Source organism: Streptomyces xylophagus (genome assembly GCF_000716435.1).
Taxonomy (GTDB): Bacteria; Actinomycetota; Actinomycetes; order Streptomycetales; family Streptomycetaceae; genus Streptomyces; species Streptomyces xylophagus.
Genome location: NZ_JNWO01000007.1, coordinates 817,139 through 836,285 on the forward strand (window position 1 = coordinate 817,139; position 19,147 = coordinate 836,285).

Consider the following 19,147-nt stretch of genomic DNA (forward strand, 5'->3'; position numbering starts at 1 on the left):
TGTGAATCGATCCCGGTGCGAGGGTACTTACGCGAGTCCGGCCGCGACCGCCTTCTCGGTGGCAGCGCGCACGACGGCCTCCTGCTCGGGCAGCAGCGGGACGCGCGGCGGGCGAACCGGGCCGCCGTGCCGGCCGACGATGTCCATGGACAGCTTGATGGCCTGCACGAACTCGACCTTCGAGTCCCAGCGCAACAGCGGGTGCAGCTGCTCGTACAGCTTCTTCGCGGTCGCCAGGTCCCCGTCGACGGCCGCGTGATACAGCTCTACGGACGCGGCGGGCAGCGCGTTCGGGTAACCGGCCACCCACCCCTTCGCACCCGCGAGCGCCAGCTCCAGAAGGACGTCGTCGGCGCCGATCAACAGGTCCAGTTCCGGGGCGAGTTCAGCGAGCTGATAGGCACGGCGGACATCGCCGGAGAACTCCTTCACGGCGTGGATATATCCCTCGCCGTGCAGCTTGGCGAGCAGTTCCGGCACCAGGTCGACCTTGGTGTCGATGGGGTTGTTGTACGCCACGATCGGCACGCCCGCCTTCGCGACCTCCGCGTAGTGCGCGAGCACCGAACGCTCGTCGGCGCGGTACGCGTTGGGCGGCAGCAGCATCACGGAGGCGCAGCCGGCGTCGCGGGCCTGCTCGGCCCAGCGGCGGGACTCGGCGGAGCCGTAGGCGGCGACACCGGGCATCACGCGCGCGCCGCCGATCGCGGCGACGGCTGTCTCGACGACTTTGGACCGTTCCTCGGGGGTGAGCACCTGGTACTCGCCGAGCGAGCCGTTCGGTACGACGCCGTCACAGCCGTTGTCGACCAGCCAGGCGCAGTGCTCGGCGAACTTGTCGTAATCCACGGCGAGTTCGTCGGTCAGCGCAAGCGCGGTGGCGACGAGGACGCCGCGCCAGGGGCGGTTCGAAGTGGTGGTCATGGAGTGCCTCATCTCAATGGGGTGTGACATTTCATTGATGCTCGTCGTCCTCGGCCTCACCGGCGTGCGCCAGCACGCCGAGCGGTACGGGTCGTGCGAACGGCCGCCGGGACGGGGTGAGTTCGCACCCGGCCAGCCCCGCGACCGCGGGCCCGCACATCCGTCCCTGGCACCAGCCCATCGCGGCCCGCGTCAACAGCTTCACGGTCCGTACGTCACCGGCGCCGAGCCTGGCCACGGCCTCGCGGATCGCGCCTCCGGTGACCTCCTCGCAGCGGCAGACGACGGTGTCGTCGGTGACGAGGTCGGTCCACCGGGCGGGCGGCGCGTACACGGTGTCGAGCGCGGCGAAGAACTCCCGCAGTCCCGTACGGGACTTGGCGGCCGTCGCCCAGGTGCGCGGGTCGGGTTCGGCGCCGGTCAGGCGTGCGGCGGCGGAACGTCCCGCGATGTGCCCCTCGGCGAGGGAGAGGGCCGCGCCGCCGATGCCGGTGGTCTCGCCGGCCGCCCAGATACCGGGCACGTCGGTGCGCTGTTCATCGTCCACCTGAACATGGAGCCCGTCGAGTCGGCAGCCGAGGGTCTCGGCGAGGTCGGTGTGCGGAAGCATGCCGTGGCCGACGGCGAGAGTGTCGCAGGCGATGCGCCGTTCGGTGCCGGGCCGTACCCGTCCGTCGGTGTCGAGCGCGGCGACGGTCACCGCCTCCAGCCGCTCGTCGCCGTGCGCCTCGACGACGGTGTGCCGGGTGAGCAACTTGACGCGGTGGCGCAGGAGTTGGGCCGCGTACTGGGCACCCTCGGCGACCTTGCCCGGCTGTGCCGCGAGCGCGCGGGTCCGGCGTAGGAATGCCCTGGGGTCGGCGGACTCGACGAGTGCGGCCACTTCGACACCTGCGGCCGCGAGGCCGGTCGCCACGGGGAGGAGGAGTGGGCCGGTGCCGGCGACCACTGCGGTGCGTCCGGAGACCGCGAGGGTGCCCTTGAGCATGGCCTGGGCGCCGCCCGCGGTGAGGACTCCGGGGAGGGTCCAGCCGGGGAACGGGAGGACCTTCTCGTAGCCGCCGGTGGCGAGGAGCACGGCGTCGGCGGTCACCTCGACGGGCGCCTCCTGTTCGGGGCCGAGGAGGGCGTGCACGGTGAAGGCGCCGCGTGGGCCGCCGCGGTCGGCCGTACCGGGCTGCTGGTTCAACCGGCGCTCCACGAACCAGACATGATGGTCCGTCAAGTATGTGGCGCGGCCTGCCGCCACGTGTCGCGCGAGGGCGTCACGGAGCCGTTCCCACGTCCGCCACTGGTGGTGCAGGGCCTGGGGGCGTCCGGCGTGCAGTTCGGCGGCGGGCTGTCGGTAGAACTGACCGCCCGCCTGAACCGCCGAGTCGAGCAGCGTGACGCGGACGCCGTGGGCCGCGGCGGTGACGGTGGCGGCGAGTCCCGCCGGGCCCGCGCCGATCACGGCCAGGTGCGGTCGGTCAGTCATCGTGGCCCGTCCCCTCCTGCGTACGGATGGCGTCTCCCGGGTGCAATGGCACAAGACAGGCCCGTTGGTTCGGGCGGTCGTTGACGGTGACGAGGCAGTCGTAGCAGACGCCGATCCCGCAGAAGACGCCTCGTGGGCGGCCCTCGCCCCGGGTGGTGCGCCAGGAGGTCACGCCCGCCGACCACAGTGCGGCCGCGACGGTCTGGCCGGGCAGTGCCTCGATCTCGCGGCCGTCGAGGGTGACTGTGAAGGCCGGGTCCGGGTGGGCCTCGGCGAGGTCGAGCGGGGTTCTCACGCGCCCTCCTCGTCGGGGAAGTCGGGGAAGCGGTCGGGGCGGAAGGGTGCCGGGTCGAGGTCCGGGGTCTTGCCGCCCAGGAGTTGGGCGATCAAGTGCCCGGTGCCGGTGGCGAGTCCGATGCCCGCGCCCTCGTGTCCGCAGGCGTGGACGAGGCCGGGGACGCGGGGGTCGGGGCCGATGGCGGGGAGGTGGTCGGGCAGGTACGGGCGGAAGCCGAGGTAGGAGCGCATCGCGCGGACGTCGGACAGGAACGGGAACAGCTTGGTCGCGCCCGCCGCCAGCGCCCGTACGACGGGCAGGGAGAACGTCCGGTCGAAGCCGACGCGTTCGCGGCTCGCACCGATGAGGACGGGTCCGGCCGCCGTGCCTTCCACGACGGGTGAGGTCTGCAGGGCGGCCGAGTCGCTGGCCACGTCGGCCACGTAGTCGGCGGCGTACACCTTGTGGCGGACCAGGCGCGGGAGGGGTTCGGTGACGAGGACGAAGCCGCGGCGCGGGAGGACGGGGAGGGCGACTCCGGCGAGAGCGGCGAGTTCGCCGCCCCAAGTGCCGGCGGCGTTGATCACGGTCGGGGCGAGGATGTCGCCGAGGCTCGTGCGGACACCGTCGACCGTGCCGTCCCTCTTGAGGAGTACGTCCGTCACCGTACGGCCGGTGAGGAGGCGGGCGCCCGAGACCCGGAGGAGGTGGGCGGCGGCCAGGGCGGGCATCACCTGGCAGTCCTGGGGGTAGTACACGCCGCCCGGGAGGCCGGGGGCGAGGTGGGGTTCGAGGTCGTACAGGCTGTCGCCGTCGACCGGTTCGGCGACGACTCCGGCGGCACGCTGGTCCTCGGCGAAGCGCCCCAGCGCGGTGAGTCCGCCGGGGGTGGAGGCGACGACGAGGCCGCCCTTCGCCTCGTACTCGACGAACTCGCCGATCTCCTCGGCGAGTTGCGCCCAGAGACGGCCGGAGAGTAGGGCGAGGTCGAGTTCGGGGCCGGGCTCCTTGTCGGAGACGAGCAGGTTGCCCTCGCCGGCTCCGGTGGTGCCGCCGGACACCGGGCCGCGGTCCACGACGACGACGTCGAGGCCCGCCCGGGCCGCATAGAAGGCGCAGGCCGCGCCCACCACTCCGGCTCCGACGACCACGACATCGCAGGTCAGTCGCTTGCTCACGGCAGTACTATGTCACATGTCTCTCTAGCTGGGTATGTCCCCACGTGCATGTCATCACGCGCGTGTCACCACACACGGAAGAGGTGCCCGACGTGGTCAAGGGTCGAAAGAACGGTCTGTACCGAGGAATCTCCGACGAGTTGTCCGCCCTGATGCGGACCGGCTGGGCCGACACCGAGCGCACGGACCTCCGGCCGACCGAGCAGGCGCCGCACACGGCCCGCCGCCGGGCCGCGCTGTCCGCGCTCTTCCCGGGCGAGCGCCTGGTCGTGCCGGCCGGGAACCTCCTGATCCGCTCGAACGACAGCCACCACCCGTTCCGCCCGTACTCCGGCTATGTGCATCTCACCGGCGACCAGGCACGCGACGGCGCCCTGGTCCTGGAGCCCCGACCCGACGGCGGCCACGACGCGCACTGCTACCAACTCCCCCGCGACAGCAGGGACAGCGACGAGTTCTGGACCGGCTACACCGCCGAACTGTGGATGGGCCGCCGCCGCTCGCTCGCCGAGTCGGCGCTGGTACTCGGCCTCCCCTGCCGCGACATCCGCACGATCGCCGATGACCTGGCGAAGGCCTCCGGGACGCAGACCCGCATCATCCGGGGTGTCGATCCGGCCCTGGACGCGGCGCTCGACACCGACGAGGACCGGGACGACGAGCTGGAGTCGGCCGTGTCCGCGCTGCGGCTCGTCAAGGACGAGTGGGAGATCGGCGAGATGCGCCGGGCCGTCGACTCCACGGTGCGCGGATTCACCGATGTCGTACGGGAGTTGTCGCAGGCGGTCGCCACCTCGGAGCGCTGGATCGAGGGCACCTTCTTCCGCCGGGCCCGCGTCGAGGGCAACCATGTCGGCTACGGCTCGATCTGCGCGGCCGGCGAGCACGCCACGATCATGCACTGGACGGACAACGACGGCCCGGTCCGCCCCGGCGAACTCCTCCTGCTGGACGCGGGCGTGGAGACGCACAGCCTCTACACCGCCGATGTCACCCGCACCCTCCCGATCAGCGGCACGTTCACCCCGGTCCAACGCACGGTCTACGACGCGGTGTTCGAGGCCCAGGAGGCCGGCATGGCGGCGGTGAAGCCGGGTGCGCACTACCGGGACTTCCACGAGGCGGCCCAACGGTCCCTGGCCGAGCGGCTGGTGGAGTGGGACTTCATCGAAGGACCGGCCGAGCGGGCCTACGAGCTGGCGCTGCAACGGCGGTTCACCATGGCGGGCACCGGGCACATGCTCGGGCTCGACGTCCATGACTGTGCGCAGGCACGGAACGAGGAGTACGTGGACGGGGTCCTCGAACCCGGCATGGTGCTCACCGTCGAGCCGGGCCTGTACTTCCAGCCCGACGATCTGACGGTGCCGGAGGAATGGCGGGGCATCGGCGTCCGGATCGAGGACGATCTGCTGGTGACCGCTGACGGTTACGAGAATCTGTCGGCGGGGCTGCCGCGCTCGGCCGACGAAGTCGAGGCGTGGATGCGGGAGTTCGCGGGCTGAGCGCGGGTCGAGCCATCCAACTGGTCACCCCGCGTGCCGGGGTGACCAATCGTCAGACGCGGCTCGCCGTGGCCGTGTCCGCGGACAGTCGCTGCGCGACGTAGATCGGGAGCACGGAGAGCAGGACGAGTACCGCGGCCACCACGTTGACCACGGGCGCCTGTTGGGGCCGGGTCATGTTGTTGAAGATCCAGATCGGGAGGGTCTCGATGCCGGGCCCGGCGGTGAACGTGGTCACCACGATCTCGTCGAAGGACAGCGCGAACGCGAGCAGTCCGCCCGCGAGAAGCGCCGACCGCACCAGCGGGAACGTGACGTCGACGAAGGCACGGAAGGTGTCGGCGCCCAGGTCCATCGCGGCTTCCTCGTACGACCCGGAGGTGCGCCGGAGGCGGGCGACGACGTTGTTGAAGACGACGACGATGCAGAAGGTGGCGTGCCCGACGATCACCGTGAACAGGCCGAGGCCCACGCCGAGCGGCTCAAGTACCGTACTGAACGCCGAGTTGAGGGCGATGCCCGTGACGATACCGGGCAGCGCGATCGGCAGGACGACCACGAACGAGATGGCGTCGCGGCCGAAGAAGCGGTACCGGGCCACCGCGAAGGCGATCAGGGTGCCGAGCACCAGGGCGATGGCGGTGGCGCCGAGGCCGGCCTTCACCGAGACCCACAGTGCCGCGCGGGCACCGGAGTTCCGCCAGGCGACCGACCACCAGTGCAGGGTCAGGCTGGACGGCGGCCAGCTCGCGCTGCGGTCCGGGTTCAGGGAGTTGACGAGGACGAGCAGGAGCGGGACGTAGATCACCGCGAAGCCGAACCCGGCGGCCACGCGCAGCGCGATACGCGCGGAACGGGAGAGCTGCATGACATGTCACCTCCTTCGGAGGCTGTCGAGAATGTTCTGAAGGTTTCGAGGTCTGCTACAGGCTGCTGAGCGCGCCCGTGCGGCGCATCGCGAGCAGGTACACCACGATGACGACGACGGGGACCGTTCCAAGGGCGGCGGCCATGGGCAGGTTGAGTTCGATGTTGGAGTAGACGAGGTTGCCGATCAGCTGGGTCTTGCCACCGACGATCTGCACGGTGATGTAGTCGCCGAGGCTGAGCGAGAAGGTGAAGATCGACCCGGCGGCGACGGACGGCAGCACCATCGGCAGCACGACCGACCGGAAGGTCCGCCCGGCCCGCGCGCCCAAGTCGGCCGACGCGTCAAGGAGGTTGGCGGGCAGCTGCTCCAGCGCGGTGTGGATCGGCAGGACCATGTACGGCAGCCAGAGGTACGTGAGCGTGAGGACGGCGGCGGGTAGTCCGAAGCCGGGTCCGCTGAGGCCGAACGGCTTCAACATCCAGTCGGCCAGGCCGCCTTGGGACAGGATGAGCCGCCACGCATAGACCTTGACCAGGTAACTGGCCCACAGCGGGGTGAGGATGGCGACCACGAGCAGCGGGCGCCGGCTGGGCTTGGCGACGCGGGCCGTGTAGAAGGCGAGCGGGAACGCGATCACCGCGCACAGGACCGTGACGGAGAGCGCGACGCCGATGCTGCGCAGGATGACCTGCCGGTACACGGGCACCGTGAACAGCTCGTGGAAGTTGTCGGTCGACCAGACCTTCACCACCTCGGAGGTGAAGGAGTTGGTCGTCCAGAACGCGGAGACGAACAGCACGCTGAGCGAGCCGAGATAGAGCACGGCCAGCCACAGCAGCGGTGCGGTGAGCAACAGAGAGAGCCGCAGCCGGGGGCGCCGATACAGCGCCCCCGCGGTCCGGTTCAGCAAGGACATGTGTCAGCCCTTGATCTCGGTCCAGGCCTGTACCCACTTGGCGTACGGCACGCACTTGACGTCCGTGCGGCCGTCGAGGCACTGCGCGATGGGCGTGTTCCAGAAGGCGATGTTCTTCCAGTACGCGGTGTCGGCGGCGTGGTAGGTGGTGCAGAAGTTCTTGTCGCTGGTCTCCTCGCAGGCCTTGGCGTTGGCGGGGGCCTCGCCGAAGTACTCGGCGACCTGGGCGTTGACCTTCGGCGAGACGATCCAATTGAGCCACTTGTAGGCGCAGTTGGGGTGCTTGGCCTTGGCGGAGATCATCCAGGTGTCGGACCAGCCGGTCGAACCCTCCTTGGGCACGAAGGCCTTGATCTTGGCGCCCTCGTCGGCGGTGAGGTTGGCGATGACCTGCCAGGTGGTGCCGACCACGGAGTCGCCGCTCTTGAAGGCGGAGATCTCCTTGAGGTAGTCGCTCCAGTACTCGCCGATGTCCGCGTTCTGCTTCTTCAGCAGGGCGACGGCGGCGTCGAACTGTGTCTGGTCGAGCGCGTAGGGGTCCTTGATCTTCAACTCGGGCTTGGTGGCCTTGAGATAGAGAGCCGCGTCGGCGATGTAGATCGGCGAGTCGTACGCGGTGACATGACCCTTGTACTTCGAGGCGTCGTCGAAGACCGCGGCCCAGGAGGTCGGGGCGGGCGTGACCTTCTGGGTGTTGTACATCAGCAGGTTGGCGCCGCGGCCGTGCGGGATGCCGTAGGCCTTGCCCTTGACGGAGTTCCAGGCCTGGAGCTTCAAGTCGGGGAAAATGTCCTTGTAGTTGGGGACCAGGCTTGTGTTGACGGGGGCGGCGTCGCCGGAGGCTATGAGGCGCAGGGAGGCGTCGCCGGAGGCGGAGACGGCGTCGTACTCGCCGGTCTTCATCAGCTTGACCATCTCGTCGGAGCTGGCCGCGACCTTGGAGTTGACCTGGCAGCCCGTCTGCTTCTCGAAGTCGCTGACCCAGTTCACCTTGGGGTCGTTGGAGCCGTCCTCGACATAGCCGGCCCAGGCGATCAGGTTGACCTCGCCCTCGGACTTGCCGAGCTTCGACTGGGCTTTGAGATCAGGGGGGTTGAGACCGCCGCCCGACGAACTGCTGTCGGAGGAGCCGCAGGCGGTGGCGGCGAGCAGGACGGCGGCACAGGCCGTCACCTGGAGGGTTCGGGTGAGACGCACGGCGTTCTCCATGGGTGAAGGAGATGGGCGAGGGAGCGGGTCGGCGAAGGGACGGGCGAAGGAGCGAGCGGGTCAGCGGGGGTCGGGGACGTGCACCGTGTGGCGCCGGTGCCATTGCAGTAGCACCCGGCTGCCGCGGTAGGCGGCGACGTCCTCGGCGGAGGTCTCCAGATTCTGCTGGAGTGCGGTGAGCTGGCCGCCGGCGTCGAGGTCGACGAGGAAGCGGGTCGAGTCCCCGAGGTAGACGACCTCGGCGACGGTGCCGGCGGCACTCTCGTGGTCCGGTTCGTCGGTCCCGGCGGAGTCCTTGAGGACGCGGATCTTCTCGGGCCGGATGCTGTAGGTGCCCGCGGTGCCGACGATCCGCTGGGCGGACTCGCCCGCCAGCAGGTTGGAGGTGCCGACGAAGGACGCGACGAAGGGGGTCGCGGGGCGTTCGTAGACCTCGGCGGGGGTGCCGATCTGTTCGATGCGGCCCTGGTTGAAGACGGCGATGCGGTCGCTCATCGTCAGGGCCTCCTCCTGGTCGTGGGTGACGAAGACGAAGGTGATGCCCACCTCCCGCTGGAGCGCCTTGAGTTCGACCTGCATCTGTTCGCGCAGCTTCAGGTCGAGGGCGCCGAGCGGTTCGTCGAGCAGCAGCACGCTGGGGCGGCCGACAAGGGCGCGGGCGAGGGCGACGCGCTGCCGCTGGCCGCCGGAGAGCTGCGCGGGGCGGCGGGTGCCGTAACCCTCAAGTCGTACTTCCGCGAGGGCCGTTCGGGCGCGCACGAGCCGTTCGGACTTGGGAACCTTGCGGACCTTGAGGCCGTAGGCGACGTTCTGCTCGACCGTCATGTGCGGGAAGAGGGCGTAGTCCTGGAAAACGGTGTGGACGTCCCGTTCGAAGGGGGCGAGGCCGGTGACGTCCTGGCCGGCGAGTTCGATGGTGCCCCCGGTGGGGCTCTCGAAGCCGGCGATCATACGGAGCACGGTCGTCTTGCCGGAGCCGGACGGGCCGAGCATCGAGAAGAACTCGCCGTCCCTGATCTCCAGGTCGACCCCGGCCACGGCGGTCGTCTCCCCGAACGATTTCCGCAGATCCCGCAGCCGGATCGCAATCCCCTCCATGGGCGGGAACCTTTCTGGTGCTCTGTAACGTTGCACGGAAACATATGAAGTCATAGTTCAAATCTCAAGGCCCCCTTAGGGTAAAGCTTGAGTCAACGTGCAAGGTGGTGGCCGTGAACCAGCAGCAGCACATGAACGGCGGCGCCCGAAAAGCCGTCTTCGCCCCGGTCGACAACCGGGCGCGGGTGGACGCCGTCGTCAGCAGGCTCGGGGACGCCATCGAGCTAGGACTGCTCGCCGACGGTGAGCAGCTGCCGGGCGAGAGCGAGCTCGCCGGGCAGCTCGGTGTGTCCACGGTGACCCTGCGGGAGGCGCTGATGGCGCTGCGCCAGCAGGGGCTGGTGACCACCCGCCGGGGACGCGGCGGCGGCAGCTTCGTGTCGCTGCCCGAGGTCCCGGGCGAGGAGCGGCTGAAGGTCCGGCTGCGCGGCTGGAGCACCGAGGAGCTGCGCGACCTCGGCGACCACTGGGCGGCCCTGTCCGGCACCGCGGCCCGGCTCGCGGCACAGCGCACCGAGCCGGAGGATCTGGTCCAACTCCGCCGTACGGCCGATGAGTTGACGGACGCCGAGGACGCGGCGGCGCGCGGCCGGGTGTACGGCCGGTTCCATGTCGAGCTGGCCGCCGCCGCGCAGTCCGCCCGACTCACCCGGGAGCAGGTCGCGTTGCAGACCGAGGTCGGGGCGCTGCTGTGTCTCGTGCTCGGGAGTGACGAATATCGTGAAGAAGCCGCAGACCGTCACCGCTCCGTAATCTCGGCCGTGCAAGATGGGGCCCACGATTCGGCCAGGGAGTTGGCCGAGCGGTGCGTGCAGGAATCGACGGCGCGGCTCATCGCCGAGCGGCTGGCCCTGTAGCCGTCATCGCGTCCGCTCCCCGTCTGCTGGAGGGCACGCATGAGCCTCGCGACGGCAACACCGGCCACGGCACCCGAGCAGTCCGTCGCGGCCGGGGTCCGCTCGGCCCTGGAGTCCGTGTTCGACGCCGTGGCCGCCACCCGCGCCGACACCACGGCACTGCTCGCCAAGGTGGCCGCACAGAGCCGCCGCCCGGCGACCGTGGACCTCGCCGCACTCCGCCCCGGGCTCCATCTCCGGCTCGCCCGGCACGAGTTGGTGTCCGGCGTCGGCTTCGTCGCCGCGCCGGGCCTGCTGAGCGACGTACCGGCATGGCTGGAGTGGTGGCAGACCACGGCCGACGGCGGCATCCGGCCGCTGCTGCTCGACCTCGATCCCGAGCACTCGGCGTACGCCGACTACACGCACTGGGACTGGTTCGCGCTGCCCCGCGACACCGGGGAGCGGGCGGTCGCCGGGCCGTACGTCGACTACCTCTGCTCGGACGAGTACAGCCTGACGCTGTCCGCGCCGGTCCACGTGGAGGGGCGGTTCGCCGGGGTGGCCGCGGCGGACGTGTATCTACGGCACTTCGAGGCGGCCGTGATGCCGATGCTGCACCAACTGCCGGGCCCGGCACGGCTGGTGAACGCGCGCGGCCGGGTCGCCGCGTCCACCGACCCCCGGCACCTGGTCGGTTCGCTGAGCAAGGGACCGGACTTCGCCGAGGCCCTCGCGGCGGGCCGGGCGGGGTACGCACAGGGGTCGCGGCTGGTGCCGTGCGACGGGGTGCCGTTGGTGCTGGTCGTCACGGAGCGGTGACCGAACTCGCCTATCTGCGAGCCGAATTGAGGTAGTCGAGGCGGAGCGCTGACCGACCTCGCTGACAGGCGCGCCGAGTTGAGGTGGCCGAGGCGGAGCCGACACTCACTCGGCCGCGGGGACCACCCTCAGATGCCCGGCACCGCGTCCCACCCGGCGAGCCCTGGCCGGCGGGATGCGGCGGGCCTCACGGAGGACCAGTGTCAGGCGCGTATAGCCCATGTTCTCAAGGGTCTTGGGGGTCTCGCCGACGACACGACAGTCCGTGGCGCCCCAGCGCGGGTCGGGGTGCAGGAGGGGGCGGACCGCGCCGTCGTGCTCGACAGCCTCCTCGCCGACCGCGCGGATCCAGTGCGGCAGGCCCTGCCGGTAGGCGGCCTCCATGATCGGGTCCTGGGCGATGTCACGGCGGATCGCCTGCAGGCCGTGGTCGTGACCGCGGCTCTCCACGGCGGAGGCGAAGTGGGCAAGCATCGGCAGGCACCAACGCGACTCGTGCTCACCGAGAACGGTGCTCGCGTCGGGGTGGAAGAGAACGAAGCGAAGGAAGTTGTCGCCCGGCATGGCCGTCGGATGCGGGCCGACCGCCCGGAAAAGTGACTTGAACGCGCCGTTGGTCAACACCACGTCCCAGCGATGGTCCATGACGACGGAGGGGAAGGGGACGGCCTCCAACAGCGTTGCGTAGTCCAGCAGATACGCCTGGGCCTCGGGACTCTCGGGGACGGGCCGCGGTGCTGACCGCTGCCCACCTGCCTGATACGCCATCGGGAGGTCACCCCTCTTGCCTATGCGGCCTTCTCGCGGCGCCTTGATCCTGCTGCCCCGACGCGAGCCGTGTCAACTATCGTGGCATTTCATGCTTGTTGACGGCTGAAATTGGCCACAGTTGTGGCGAGACCTGGATGCGAGTTCGAGCGAACCGCTACTCTCCGGGATGTTCACGGCCCCCCGTTTGTGAGAAGCCTGTGAGAGACGTAGGAGATCTGTCGGTGTCGGATGGCTTCGAGGTACCGGGTGCGACGGCGAACACTGCGCTGCCCGCCGTCGTCGACCGCGTCACCGCGCTCGCCGAGCGGCTCGACGTTCCGCAGGCCGACGTCTTCCACGTGGGGCGGCTCTCCGTGGCCAGCGGCGTCCCGGAGTCCGTGGTCAGAGCCCTGTTGAGCGGCCGTCCCGCGGGCGAGCCCGATGTGCAGGCCCGGTTCCTGCAGCGCCTCGGCCTGCTGCGCCGCACCAGACTCAAGCCCAACGGGCGCAAGTACACCCAGCAGGAGATCGCCGACGGCGGCGGCATGTCGCGTCAGCAGGCGGGCGCGCTCATCAACGGCGACCGGCGTCCCACCATGGAGCACTGCGACGCCCTCCAGCGCTTCTTCCGTGTGCACGCCGGGTTCCTCACGGCCGAGGACCCCGAGGCCCTCGCGGGAGCGCTCCAACGCACCGAGCAGGAACTGCTGCAGAAGCTCGCCGACCGCGAACGGGCGGCGGCCGAGGCCGTGGAGGACCCGCTGGAGCGGCTGCTCCAGGACCACGGCGTACGCGGAATCGCCTGGCGCGCCGCGCAGTTGCCCACCGACCAGCACCGGGACAAGGTCGCCGAGTGGCTGGACATGCTCCTGGAGAGCGTCAAGCGCCCCGAGGCGTGATCCTGGCCGCGGAGCCGAGGATTGACGGAGCGTCAGGTGGCGCTGCGTTCGCTCGCCTCCCTCAAGTCCCGTTCCACCGCCGCACTGTGGGCCGTGGCACCCGGGTTGCCCTCGCACAGGAGGTCGCGCCAGTGTTCACGGCTCCAGTGGGCCGGAGTCGTGGTGCCGGTGAACTCCGCGACCAGGGAGAGGAATCGGGCCGGGTCGGTGTGGAACGGGAAGTGTCCGGCGCCTTCGAAGATCTCCAGCCGGCTTCCCGGCATCGCCTCGTGGGCGCCGTACGCGTGCCGTACCGGTACCACGCTGTCCCGGTCGCCCCACAGCAGCATGGTCGGCATGCCCTCGGTCAGATAGCAGCGGTCGAGCATGGTCACCACCTGGCCGCGCCAGTCGACGACCGCGCGCAGGGTGCGGATGAAGGCGTTGCGGGCGGTCTCGTCGGGCAACGCGTCGACGAGGGTGAGGAGTTCGGGGGCGTCCTGGCCGAGGTCGGTGTCGAGGAGTCGCATCAGCCCCACGGTGAGGCCGACTTGGAGACGCATGCCGGGCAACCGCAGTGCGGACAGGGCGAGATGGGAACCCGGAAGCGTGATGAGCCGTAGCACGGGGTTGACCTCGCGGCCCACGCCGCCGGCGCTGACGAGGATGAGCCGTTCGGTGCGCTCGGGGAACTGGTAGGCGAACTGCATCGCCACTCCCCCGCCCAGCGAGTGCCCGAGCAGGGTCGCGGACTCGATGCCGAGGGTGGTGAGCAGATCGCGCACGCCGTTCGCGTAGGCGGCGACCGAGTAGTCGGCGCGCGGCTTGTCGGAGGCGCCGTGGCCCAGGAGGTCGGGGGCGATCACCGTGTGGGTGCGGGCGAGGTCGGGAATCAGGTCCGTCCAGGTGGCGGAGGAGTCGCCGATGCCGTGGATGAGGACCAGTGCCGGGCCCTTGCCGGCCATGCGGAAGGCACGGCGGTATCCGTGCACGACGCGGTACTGCAGCTCGAGTTCGCCGTCGCCCACCGAGCGCAGTCGTGCGGCGCGCGCCGGGCGCCGTGCCGGGACGTCCTCCACGCACTCGCCTCCCGTTCACCTGGCCGCCCTCGGGCGGCCGAAAGCCCTTCCCCCCAGCGTAGGGCCGCCTTCCTACCGGGGATTTCCGTGACGTTTCGCCTCCGCTAAGCGGGCTAACCAAGGCGTAGGGAAACGGGATTGTCAGTGGCACCCGGCAAGCTGGAGTCGTGCCACCGCCGTGCGGGGGCGCATGAAGCCGACCAGGGGAGAGCCGTCCTATGCAGACCGCAGTGATGACCGACCGCGAACGCGCCGCCGTCCAGGCCTATCTACGGCTGCTGCACACGGTCCGAGCAGCCTTCGACGGCCCTCCGGGCGCCGCTCGACCTGTCCTCGTCCCACCCTCGGTACTGGCCGAGGCGGACCAGGCGTTGACGGACGCCGGGCTCGCGGGCAACGAGGAGGAGTTCTTCGGGTTGCTGCAGAGCTGGTGCCCGGAGGGGTGAGGGGGTTCAGGAATGCGGGACCGTGATCGCCGTCGCGACCAGACCCCGCGCCACGGTCCAGCGTCCCTCGAAGACGTCGACGCGTTCGCCGTCGACCACAGGTCCGGGGACGAGGAGGCGGGCGCGCAGGCCTCCGCGCGCTTCTTCCCCGGGGTCCGCGAAGAGCTCGATGTCCGCTTCCGAGAAGTCCAGCCACTTGCCCGTGAGGGGGAACCACGCCTTGTAGACGGACTCCTTGGCGCTGAACAGGAGCCGGTCCCAGTGGACGGCGGGCCGCTCGGCCGCGAGGCGTGCCAGGCGTTCCCGTTCGGCGGGCAGGGAGACGGAGGGGAGGACGCCGTCCGGGAGCGGCGCGTGCGGTTCGGCGTCGATGCCGAGCGAGGCGAGGTCGGTGGTGCGGGCCAGCGCGGCGGCGCAGTAGCCGTCGCAGTGGGTCATGCTGCCGATGACGCCGGCGGGCCAGGTCGGCGCACCGTGGGCGCCGGGCAGGATCGGCTGCGGGGGCACGCCGAGCTTCTCCATGGCACGCCGGGCGCAGGCCCGTACGGCGGTGAACTCGCGGCGCCGCTTGGGCACCGCGCGGGCCACGCGGGCCTCTTCCTCGGGGTACAGCGGGGCGTCGGCGAGCCCCTCGTCACCGTGTGTCTCCACGGTCACCACGGAGTCCGGAAGCAGCTCCTCGATCACCGGTTCCGACCTCCATCGGCAGAATGCGGCGCAGTCTGCCCGGGGGTTCCGGGCGCTTCTGCCACTCGCGGGGGTATCCCACGGACACCTCTTCGAAGCGGACCCCCTCGTGGTGGGTGGTCCGCGGGATGTGGAGATGGCCGTAGACCATGGTGTCCACGCGGAATCTGCGGTGCCAGTCGGCGGTCAGCACGGTGCCGCACCACATGGCGAACTCGGGGTACCACAGGACCTCGGTGGGGTGCCGGTCCAGGGGGTAGTGGTTGATCAGGACCGTGGGCAGGGTGTCGGGGATCTCGGTGAGCCTGCGCTCGGTCTCGGCGACCCGGGCCCGGCACCAGGCCTCGCGGCTGGGGTAGGGGTCGGGGTGCAGCAGGAACTCGTCGTTGCAGACGATGCCGGTGCCGTGCGCGTACGTCAGTCCCTCGTCCTTGGTGGCGCAGCCGGCCGGCAGGAACGAGTAGTCGTAGAGCAGGAAGAGCGGGGCCACGACGACGGGGCCGCCGGGGCCCTCCCAGACGGGGTACGGGTCCTCGGGTGTGAGGACGCCCAGCTCCCGGCACAGGGCGACGAGGTGGTCGTAGCGGGCGACGCCGCGCAGGGTGACGGGGTCCTTGGGGTGGGTCCACAGTTCGTGGTTGCCGGGGGCCCAGAGGACCTTGCGGAAGCGGTCGGCGAGGAGTTCGAGGACCCAGCGGATGTCGGCCACGGTCTCGGCGATGTCACCGGCCACGATCAGCCAGTCGTCGTCCGTGACGGGTCGCATGTTCTCGACCAGGGCGCGGTTCTCGGCGTACCCGATGTGCAGGTCGCTGATGGCCAGCAGCTGTCCGGCACCGCCGGCCGTCGACTCCACCCTCGCCCCCTTCGCGCTCCCGAATGAGTCCACGAGATCACATGCCGCCGTTCCGCGACAAGACGGCCGGGGCATACGCGGCGGTCAGGGCGGGGCGGCGGCGGGAGTTCACGTGCCGGGTGGGCACCATCGGGAAATCCGTAACACGGGCGTTGCACGCGGCACCCTTCGCAAGCCGTATGATCGCCCCAACACCACCGTCACGAACGCCCCTTCGCCGAGGGCGGTTTGGTGTACCTCCAAACACCCTGGCCGGGCACGGCCTCGCTCCGCCGTGCCCGCGAACCCGAAAGGACGGCCCTGCATGGTCTCTCGCGTACGCGTCTGGCTCAACCGCACGTACGCGGAGAACGTGTTCTTCATGGATCAGCTGCGGAGAAATCCCAGCGACCGGGCCGTCGAGATCCATGCCACGCACGGCGACGCCGACTCCCCCGTACTGGCCGCCGCCGACACCGCCGACCTGGAGCCCGAGGGCCTGTCCCCGGCCGCGTACGTCGAGTACGCCCTCGACCAGTGCGCCCGCCGTGGCATCGACGTGTTCGTGCCCCGGCTGCACCAGTCGGAGATCGTGGCGCACCGCGCGGACTTCGAGGCGGTCGGTACGGCGCTGCTGGCGCCGACCCCCGAGGCCGTCGCCGTCTTCCACGACAAGGTGATCGCGTACGAGGCCGTCCAGGCCATCGGCGTGCCCGTACCGCCGTGGTGGCGTGTGCGCACGGCACCCGAACTCGTGGCCGCCGTCGAGGAGTTGGAGGCCGCCGGTCACAAGGCGTGCTTCAAGCCGGCGTCCGGAGCGGGCGGGGTGGGCTTCCGCGTGATCACGCGCGCCCCCTTCTCCCTCATGCACCTCAACGGCTTCCCGAGCCCCTACGTCCCGCTCGACACGGTCGTCACGGCGCTGGAGCAGGCCGACGAGCAGGTCGACTGGTTGGTCATGCCGCGCCTGGAGGAGCCGGAGGTGTCGGTGGACTGCCTGACCGGTCCCGACAACCTGGTCCGGCTCGCCGTGGGCCGCACGAAGAACGGCCGCCGCCGCGGTTTCACCCTGCAGGAGCAGTGGCTGGAGCCGGCCCGCCGGATCGCCGAGGGCTTCGGGCTGCACTACCTGTCCAACATCCAGTTCCGCATGTTCGGCGACCAGCCGGTGCTGATGGACGTCAACACCCGCCCCGCGGGCGGTCTGCACCAGCTGTCGCTGTGCGGGGTCAACGCCCCTTGGGCGGCAGTGCAGTTGGCGCTCGGTGAGGACCCGGGCACGATGGAGCCGCCGTTCCTGGGCGCGGACTACGCGGTGGTGTCGGGCCCGCGCCAGCTGCGTCCCGTGTCGCTCCCGCACCAGCGCGCGGAGGAGGCGGAGCCCCTGCTTCCGGCGGTCACCGCACCGGTACCGGCCGAGGCCGAAGCGGCGTCGGAGAACACCGAGTCGACGGAGGCGGGCAGCCGGGCAGCGGCCCGCGCCTAGGCTCCTCGGGTCCGCCCGGACCCGCACCACAACTTCATACCGGTCTGGACCAATCATGGCACCGCATCTTGACACCGTGATTGGTCCATACCAACTTGGTTGCGCACCCTCCTGCACTCCCGAACACCCCCATTCCTTCAGGGAGATCGCGTGCGCAACACACTCAGACGTTCCAGACATCGACTCCTTGCCCTGCTCGGTACCGCAGCCCTGGCCATGGCCGGGGCCATCGCGCTGCCCGGTACGGCGCAGGCGGCCAACGTCCTGACCAACCCCGGCTTCGAGTCGGGCAGTCTCTCCCCCTGGTCCTGCACCGGGAACCTCGGCTCGGTCGTCTCCTCGCCCGTCCACGGAGGCTCCAAGGCCCTTGCGGGCGCGGTGAGTTCGAGCGACACAGCGCAGTGCACCCAGACGGTAGCCGTGCAACCGAACACGGCCTACTCGCTCAGCGGCTGGGTGCGCGGAAGCTACGTCTACCTCGGCGTGACCGGCGGCAACTCGACCTGGACGACGTCCCCGTCGGCGTACAGCCAGCTGACGACGTCGTTCACGACCGGCGCCTCGCAGACCAGCGCCACCATCTACGTCCACGGCTGGTACGCGCAGGGCACCTACTACGCGGACGACATCAGCCTCGACGGCCCGGGCGGTGGCGGCGGTGGCGACACCCAGGCCCCGACCGCGCCGACCGGACTGACGTCCACGGCCAAGACGTCCTCGACCGTGTCCCTGTCGTGGGGCGCCTCGACGGACAACGTGGGCGTCACGGCGTACGACATCTACAGCGGCTCGAACCAGGTCCTCAGCGTCTCCGGTACGAGCGGCACGGTCACCGGGCTCGCGGCCAGTACCGCCTACACGTTCACCGTGAAGGCGCGCGACGCGGCCGGGAACAGTTCGGCGGCCTCCAACGCGGTGAGCGTCACGACGAGCGCCGGCACCGGCACCGCGTTCACGCAGGCCGCGCCCTATCTCTACGAGGGCTGGGGCGATCCCCCGAGCCCGAGCACGGTGATGAGCGCGACCGGCATCAAGTGGTTCACGATGGCGTTCGTGCTCGACTCCGGTGGCTGCACGCCGAGTTGGGACGGCAGCCGGGCCCTGACCGGTGGCGTCGACCAGACCGCCATCAACCAGATCCGCGCGGCCGGCGGTGACATCGTGCCGTCGTTCGGCGGCTGGCAGGGCAGCAAGCTCGGCGCCAACTGCTCCTCCGCGAGCGCACTCGCCGGGGCGCTGCAGAAGGTGATCACCGCCTACGGCCTCAAGGCGATCGACATGGACATCGAGAACACGGACGAGTTCGAGAACGAGGCCGTCCAGGCGAAGATCCTGACCGCGCTGAAGACCGTCAAGGCCAACAACCCGGGCCTGCGGACGATCGTCACCTTCGGCACCTCGACGACCGGCCCGACGTACTACGGCAACCGGCTCATCGAGCAGGCGCAGTCCCTCAACGCCAACATCGACGTCTTCACCATCATGCCGTTCGACTTCGGCGGCGGCTCCGACATGTACGGCAACACGGTCGCCGCGGCCGAGGGCCTGAAGACCAAGCTGAAGTCCACGTTCGGGTGGGACGACGCGACGGCCTACTCGCACATCGGCATCTCGGGCATGAACGGACTGTCGGACCAGTCGGAGACCACAACTCCCGCCATCTGGACGCAGATCCGTGACTGGTCGAACTCGCACCACATCGCCCGGCTCGCCTTCTGGTCGGTCAACCGTGACCGCGGGTGCGCCGGTGGCGGAGTGGTGAGCAACTGCTCCGGCATCAGCCAGAACACCTGGCAGTTCACGTCCATCACGGCCGGTTTCACCGGCTGACGACCCCCACCCCTGGCGGCCGGTCCCCCGTGTGGGCCGGCCG

The 19,147-nt window shown here is 70.4% G+C and carries 19 protein-coding genes; 7 read left to right on the forward strand and 12 right to left on the reverse strand.

The features are described from left to right. Window positions 1-27 precede the first annotated feature (27 nt). The 4 genes from OO70_RS18615 to OO70_RS18630 are packed head-to-tail and all read right to left on the reverse strand — an operon-like array spanning window position 28 to window position 3,856. On the reverse strand, window positions 28-924 hold the full coding sequence (locus OO70_RS18615) for a dihydrodipicolinate synthase family protein (RefSeq protein WP_043671799.1): 897 nt from the start codon (window positions 922-924) through the stop codon (window positions 28-30). A gap of 31 nt (window positions 925-955) precedes the next feature. Beyond that, window positions 956-2,401: an FAD-dependent oxidoreductase gene (locus tag OO70_RS18620; RefSeq protein ID WP_043671802.1), complete on the reverse strand. Its 1,446-nt coding sequence runs from the start codon at window positions 2,399-2,401 to the stop codon at window positions 956-958. Then, window positions 2,394-2,696: a (2Fe-2S)-binding protein gene (locus tag OO70_RS18625; protein WP_043671804.1), complete on the reverse strand. Its 303-nt coding sequence runs from the start codon at window positions 2,694-2,696 to the stop codon at window positions 2,394-2,396. Before OO70_RS18625 ends, OO70_RS18620 begins: the two co-directional genes overlap by 8 nt. Then, window positions 2,693-3,856 (reverse strand): NAD(P)/FAD-dependent oxidoreductase, encoded by a 1,164-nt coding sequence (locus tag OO70_RS18630; RefSeq protein ID WP_043671808.1) that lies wholly within the window; start codon window positions 3,854-3,856, stop codon window positions 2,693-2,695. Before OO70_RS18630 ends, OO70_RS18625 begins: the two co-directional genes overlap by 4 nt. Before the next feature lie 92 nt (window positions 3,857-3,948). On the opposite strand from OO70_RS18630, the gene OO70_RS18635 reads away from it, so the two are divergent. Then, window positions 3,949-5,361, forward strand: coding sequence for an aminopeptidase P family protein (locus OO70_RS18635; RefSeq protein WP_051741411.1), 1,413 nt, complete (start codon window positions 3,949-3,951; stop codon window positions 5,359-5,361). A 52-nt stretch (window positions 5,362-5,413) separates the two neighbouring features. Here OO70_RS18635 and OO70_RS18640 read toward each other — a convergent pair whose 3' ends face one another. From OO70_RS18640 to OO70_RS18655, 4 genes are all read right to left on the reverse strand, one after another. Then, window positions 5,414-6,229 (reverse strand): ABC transporter permease, encoded by an 816-nt coding sequence (locus OO70_RS18640; protein ID WP_043671814.1) that lies wholly within the window; start codon window positions 6,227-6,229, stop codon window positions 5,414-5,416. A 55-nt stretch (window positions 6,230-6,284) separates the two neighbouring features. Continuing rightward, window positions 6,285-7,148: an ABC transporter permease gene (locus tag OO70_RS18645; protein ID WP_043671817.1), complete on the reverse strand. Its 864-nt coding sequence runs from the start codon at window positions 7,146-7,148 to the stop codon at window positions 6,285-6,287. 3 nt (window positions 7,149-7,151) lie between these two features. Then, the gene (locus OO70_RS18650; protein ID WP_043671820.1) at window positions 7,152-8,345 is read right to left on the reverse strand and encodes an ABC transporter substrate-binding protein; all 1,194 of its coding nucleotides are present in this window, start codon (window positions 8,343-8,345) and stop codon (window positions 7,152-7,154) included. A 72-nt stretch (window positions 8,346-8,417) separates the two neighbouring features. Then, a complete protein-coding gene (locus tag OO70_RS18655) occupies window positions 8,418-9,455 on the reverse strand; it encodes an ABC transporter ATP-binding protein (RefSeq protein WP_043671822.1) in 1,038 nt (345 codons plus the stop codon). Between the two features lie 113 nt (window positions 9,456-9,568). Here OO70_RS18655 and OO70_RS18660 point away from each other — a divergent pair, with 113 nt between their 5' ends. Both OO70_RS18660 and OO70_RS18665 read left to right on the forward strand, forming a co-directional pair. Further along, the gene (locus OO70_RS18660; RefSeq protein ID WP_043671825.1) at window positions 9,569-10,312 is read left to right on the forward strand and encodes a FadR/GntR family transcriptional regulator; all 744 of its coding nucleotides are present in this window, start codon (window positions 9,569-9,571) and stop codon (window positions 10,310-10,312) included. 39 nt (window positions 10,313-10,351) lie between these two features. Continuing rightward, window positions 10,352-11,113 (forward strand): cache domain-containing protein, encoded by a 762-nt coding sequence (locus OO70_RS18665; protein ID WP_043671828.1) that lies wholly within the window; start codon window positions 10,352-10,354, stop codon window positions 11,111-11,113. 105 nt (window positions 11,114-11,218) lie between these two features. On the opposite strand, the gene OO70_RS18670 is transcribed toward OO70_RS18665, so the two are convergent. Continuing rightward, window positions 11,219-11,881, reverse strand: a complete 663-nt coding sequence (locus OO70_RS18670; protein WP_043671831.1) for an MmyB family transcriptional regulator — start codon at window positions 11,879-11,881, stop codon at window positions 11,219-11,221. Between the two features lie 224 nt (window positions 11,882-12,105). Between OO70_RS18670 and OO70_RS18675 the strand changes: the two genes are divergently transcribed. Then, window positions 12,106-12,762 (forward strand): helix-turn-helix domain-containing protein, encoded by a 657-nt coding sequence (locus OO70_RS18675; protein WP_043671834.1) that lies wholly within the window; start codon window positions 12,106-12,108, stop codon window positions 12,760-12,762. A gap of 32 nt (window positions 12,763-12,794) precedes the next feature. Here the strand turns inward: OO70_RS18675 and OO70_RS18680 are convergent, their stop codons facing one another. Beyond that, entirely contained in the window at window positions 12,795-13,820 is a 1,026-nt protein-coding gene (locus OO70_RS18680; RefSeq protein WP_043671837.1) for an alpha/beta fold hydrolase, read from the reverse strand. Window positions 13,821-14,038: 218 nt separating this feature from the next. Here OO70_RS18680 and OO70_RS18685 point away from each other — a divergent pair, with 218 nt between their 5' ends. Continuing rightward, window positions 14,039-14,266, forward strand: a complete 228-nt coding sequence (locus OO70_RS18685; RefSeq protein WP_043671840.1) for a hypothetical protein — start codon at window positions 14,039-14,041, stop codon at window positions 14,264-14,266. A gap of 6 nt (window positions 14,267-14,272) precedes the next feature. Here the strand turns inward: OO70_RS18685 and OO70_RS18690 are convergent, their stop codons facing one another. Then, the gene (locus OO70_RS18690) at window positions 14,273-14,953 is read right to left on the reverse strand and encodes a 4'-phosphopantetheinyl transferase family protein (protein WP_043671843.1); all 681 of its coding nucleotides are present in this window, start codon (window positions 14,951-14,953) and stop codon (window positions 14,273-14,275) included. Continuing rightward, a complete protein-coding gene (locus OO70_RS18695; protein ID WP_043671846.1) occupies window positions 14,901-15,809 on the reverse strand; it encodes a metallophosphoesterase family protein in 909 nt (302 codons plus the stop codon). The genes OO70_RS18690 and OO70_RS18695 overlap by 53 nt, the downstream gene beginning before the upstream one ends. A 304-nt stretch (window positions 15,810-16,113) precedes the next feature. Here OO70_RS18695 and OO70_RS18700 point away from each other — a divergent pair, with 304 nt between their 5' ends. Together OO70_RS18700 and OO70_RS18705 are read left to right on the forward strand one after the other, a co-directional pair. Then, complete coding sequence (locus OO70_RS18700; protein WP_043671849.1) at window positions 16,114-17,274, forward strand: ATP-grasp domain-containing protein; 1,161 nt, start codon at window positions 16,114-16,116, stop codon at window positions 17,272-17,274. Window positions 17,275-17,424: 150 nt separating this feature from the next. Further along, window positions 17,425-19,104, forward strand: a complete 1,680-nt coding sequence (locus OO70_RS18705; RefSeq protein WP_043671852.1) for a carbohydrate binding domain-containing protein — start codon at window positions 17,425-17,427, stop codon at window positions 19,102-19,104. Window positions 19,105-19,147 lie beyond the last annotated feature (43 nt).

Coding starts and splice junctions, on each gene's coding strand:
- OO70_RS18655 (WP_043671822.1), bottom strand. CDS start 9,455: ATGGAGGGGATTGCGATCCGGCTGCGGGATCTGCGGAAATCGTTCGGG.
- OO70_RS18670 (WP_043671831.1), bottom strand. CDS start 11,881: ATGGCGTATCAGGCAGGTGGGCAGCGGTCAGCACCGCGGCCCGTCCCC.
- OO70_RS18665 (WP_043671828.1), top strand. CDS start 10,352: ATGAGCCTCGCGACGGCAACACCGGCCACGGCACCCGAGCAGTCCGTC.
- OO70_RS18620 (WP_043671802.1), bottom strand. CDS start 2,401: ATGACTGACCGACCGCACCTGGCCGTGATCGGCGCGGGCCCGGCGGGA.
- OO70_RS18645 (WP_043671817.1), bottom strand. CDS start 7,148: ATGTCCTTGCTGAACCGGACCGCGGGGGCGCTGTATCGGCGCCCCCGG.
- OO70_RS18685 (WP_043671840.1), top strand. CDS start 14,039: ATGCAGACCGCAGTGATGACCGACCGCGAACGCGCCGCCGTCCAGGCC.
- OO70_RS18640 (WP_043671814.1), bottom strand. CDS start 6,229: ATGCAGCTCTCCCGTTCCGCGCGTATCGCGCTGCGCGTGGCCGCCGGG.
- OO70_RS18700 (WP_043671849.1), top strand. CDS start 16,114: ATGGTCTCTCGCGTACGCGTCTGGCTCAACCGCACGTACGCGGAGAAC.
- OO70_RS18615 (WP_043671799.1), bottom strand. CDS start 924: ATGACCACCACTTCGAACCGCCCCTGGCGCGGCGTCCTCGTCGCCACC.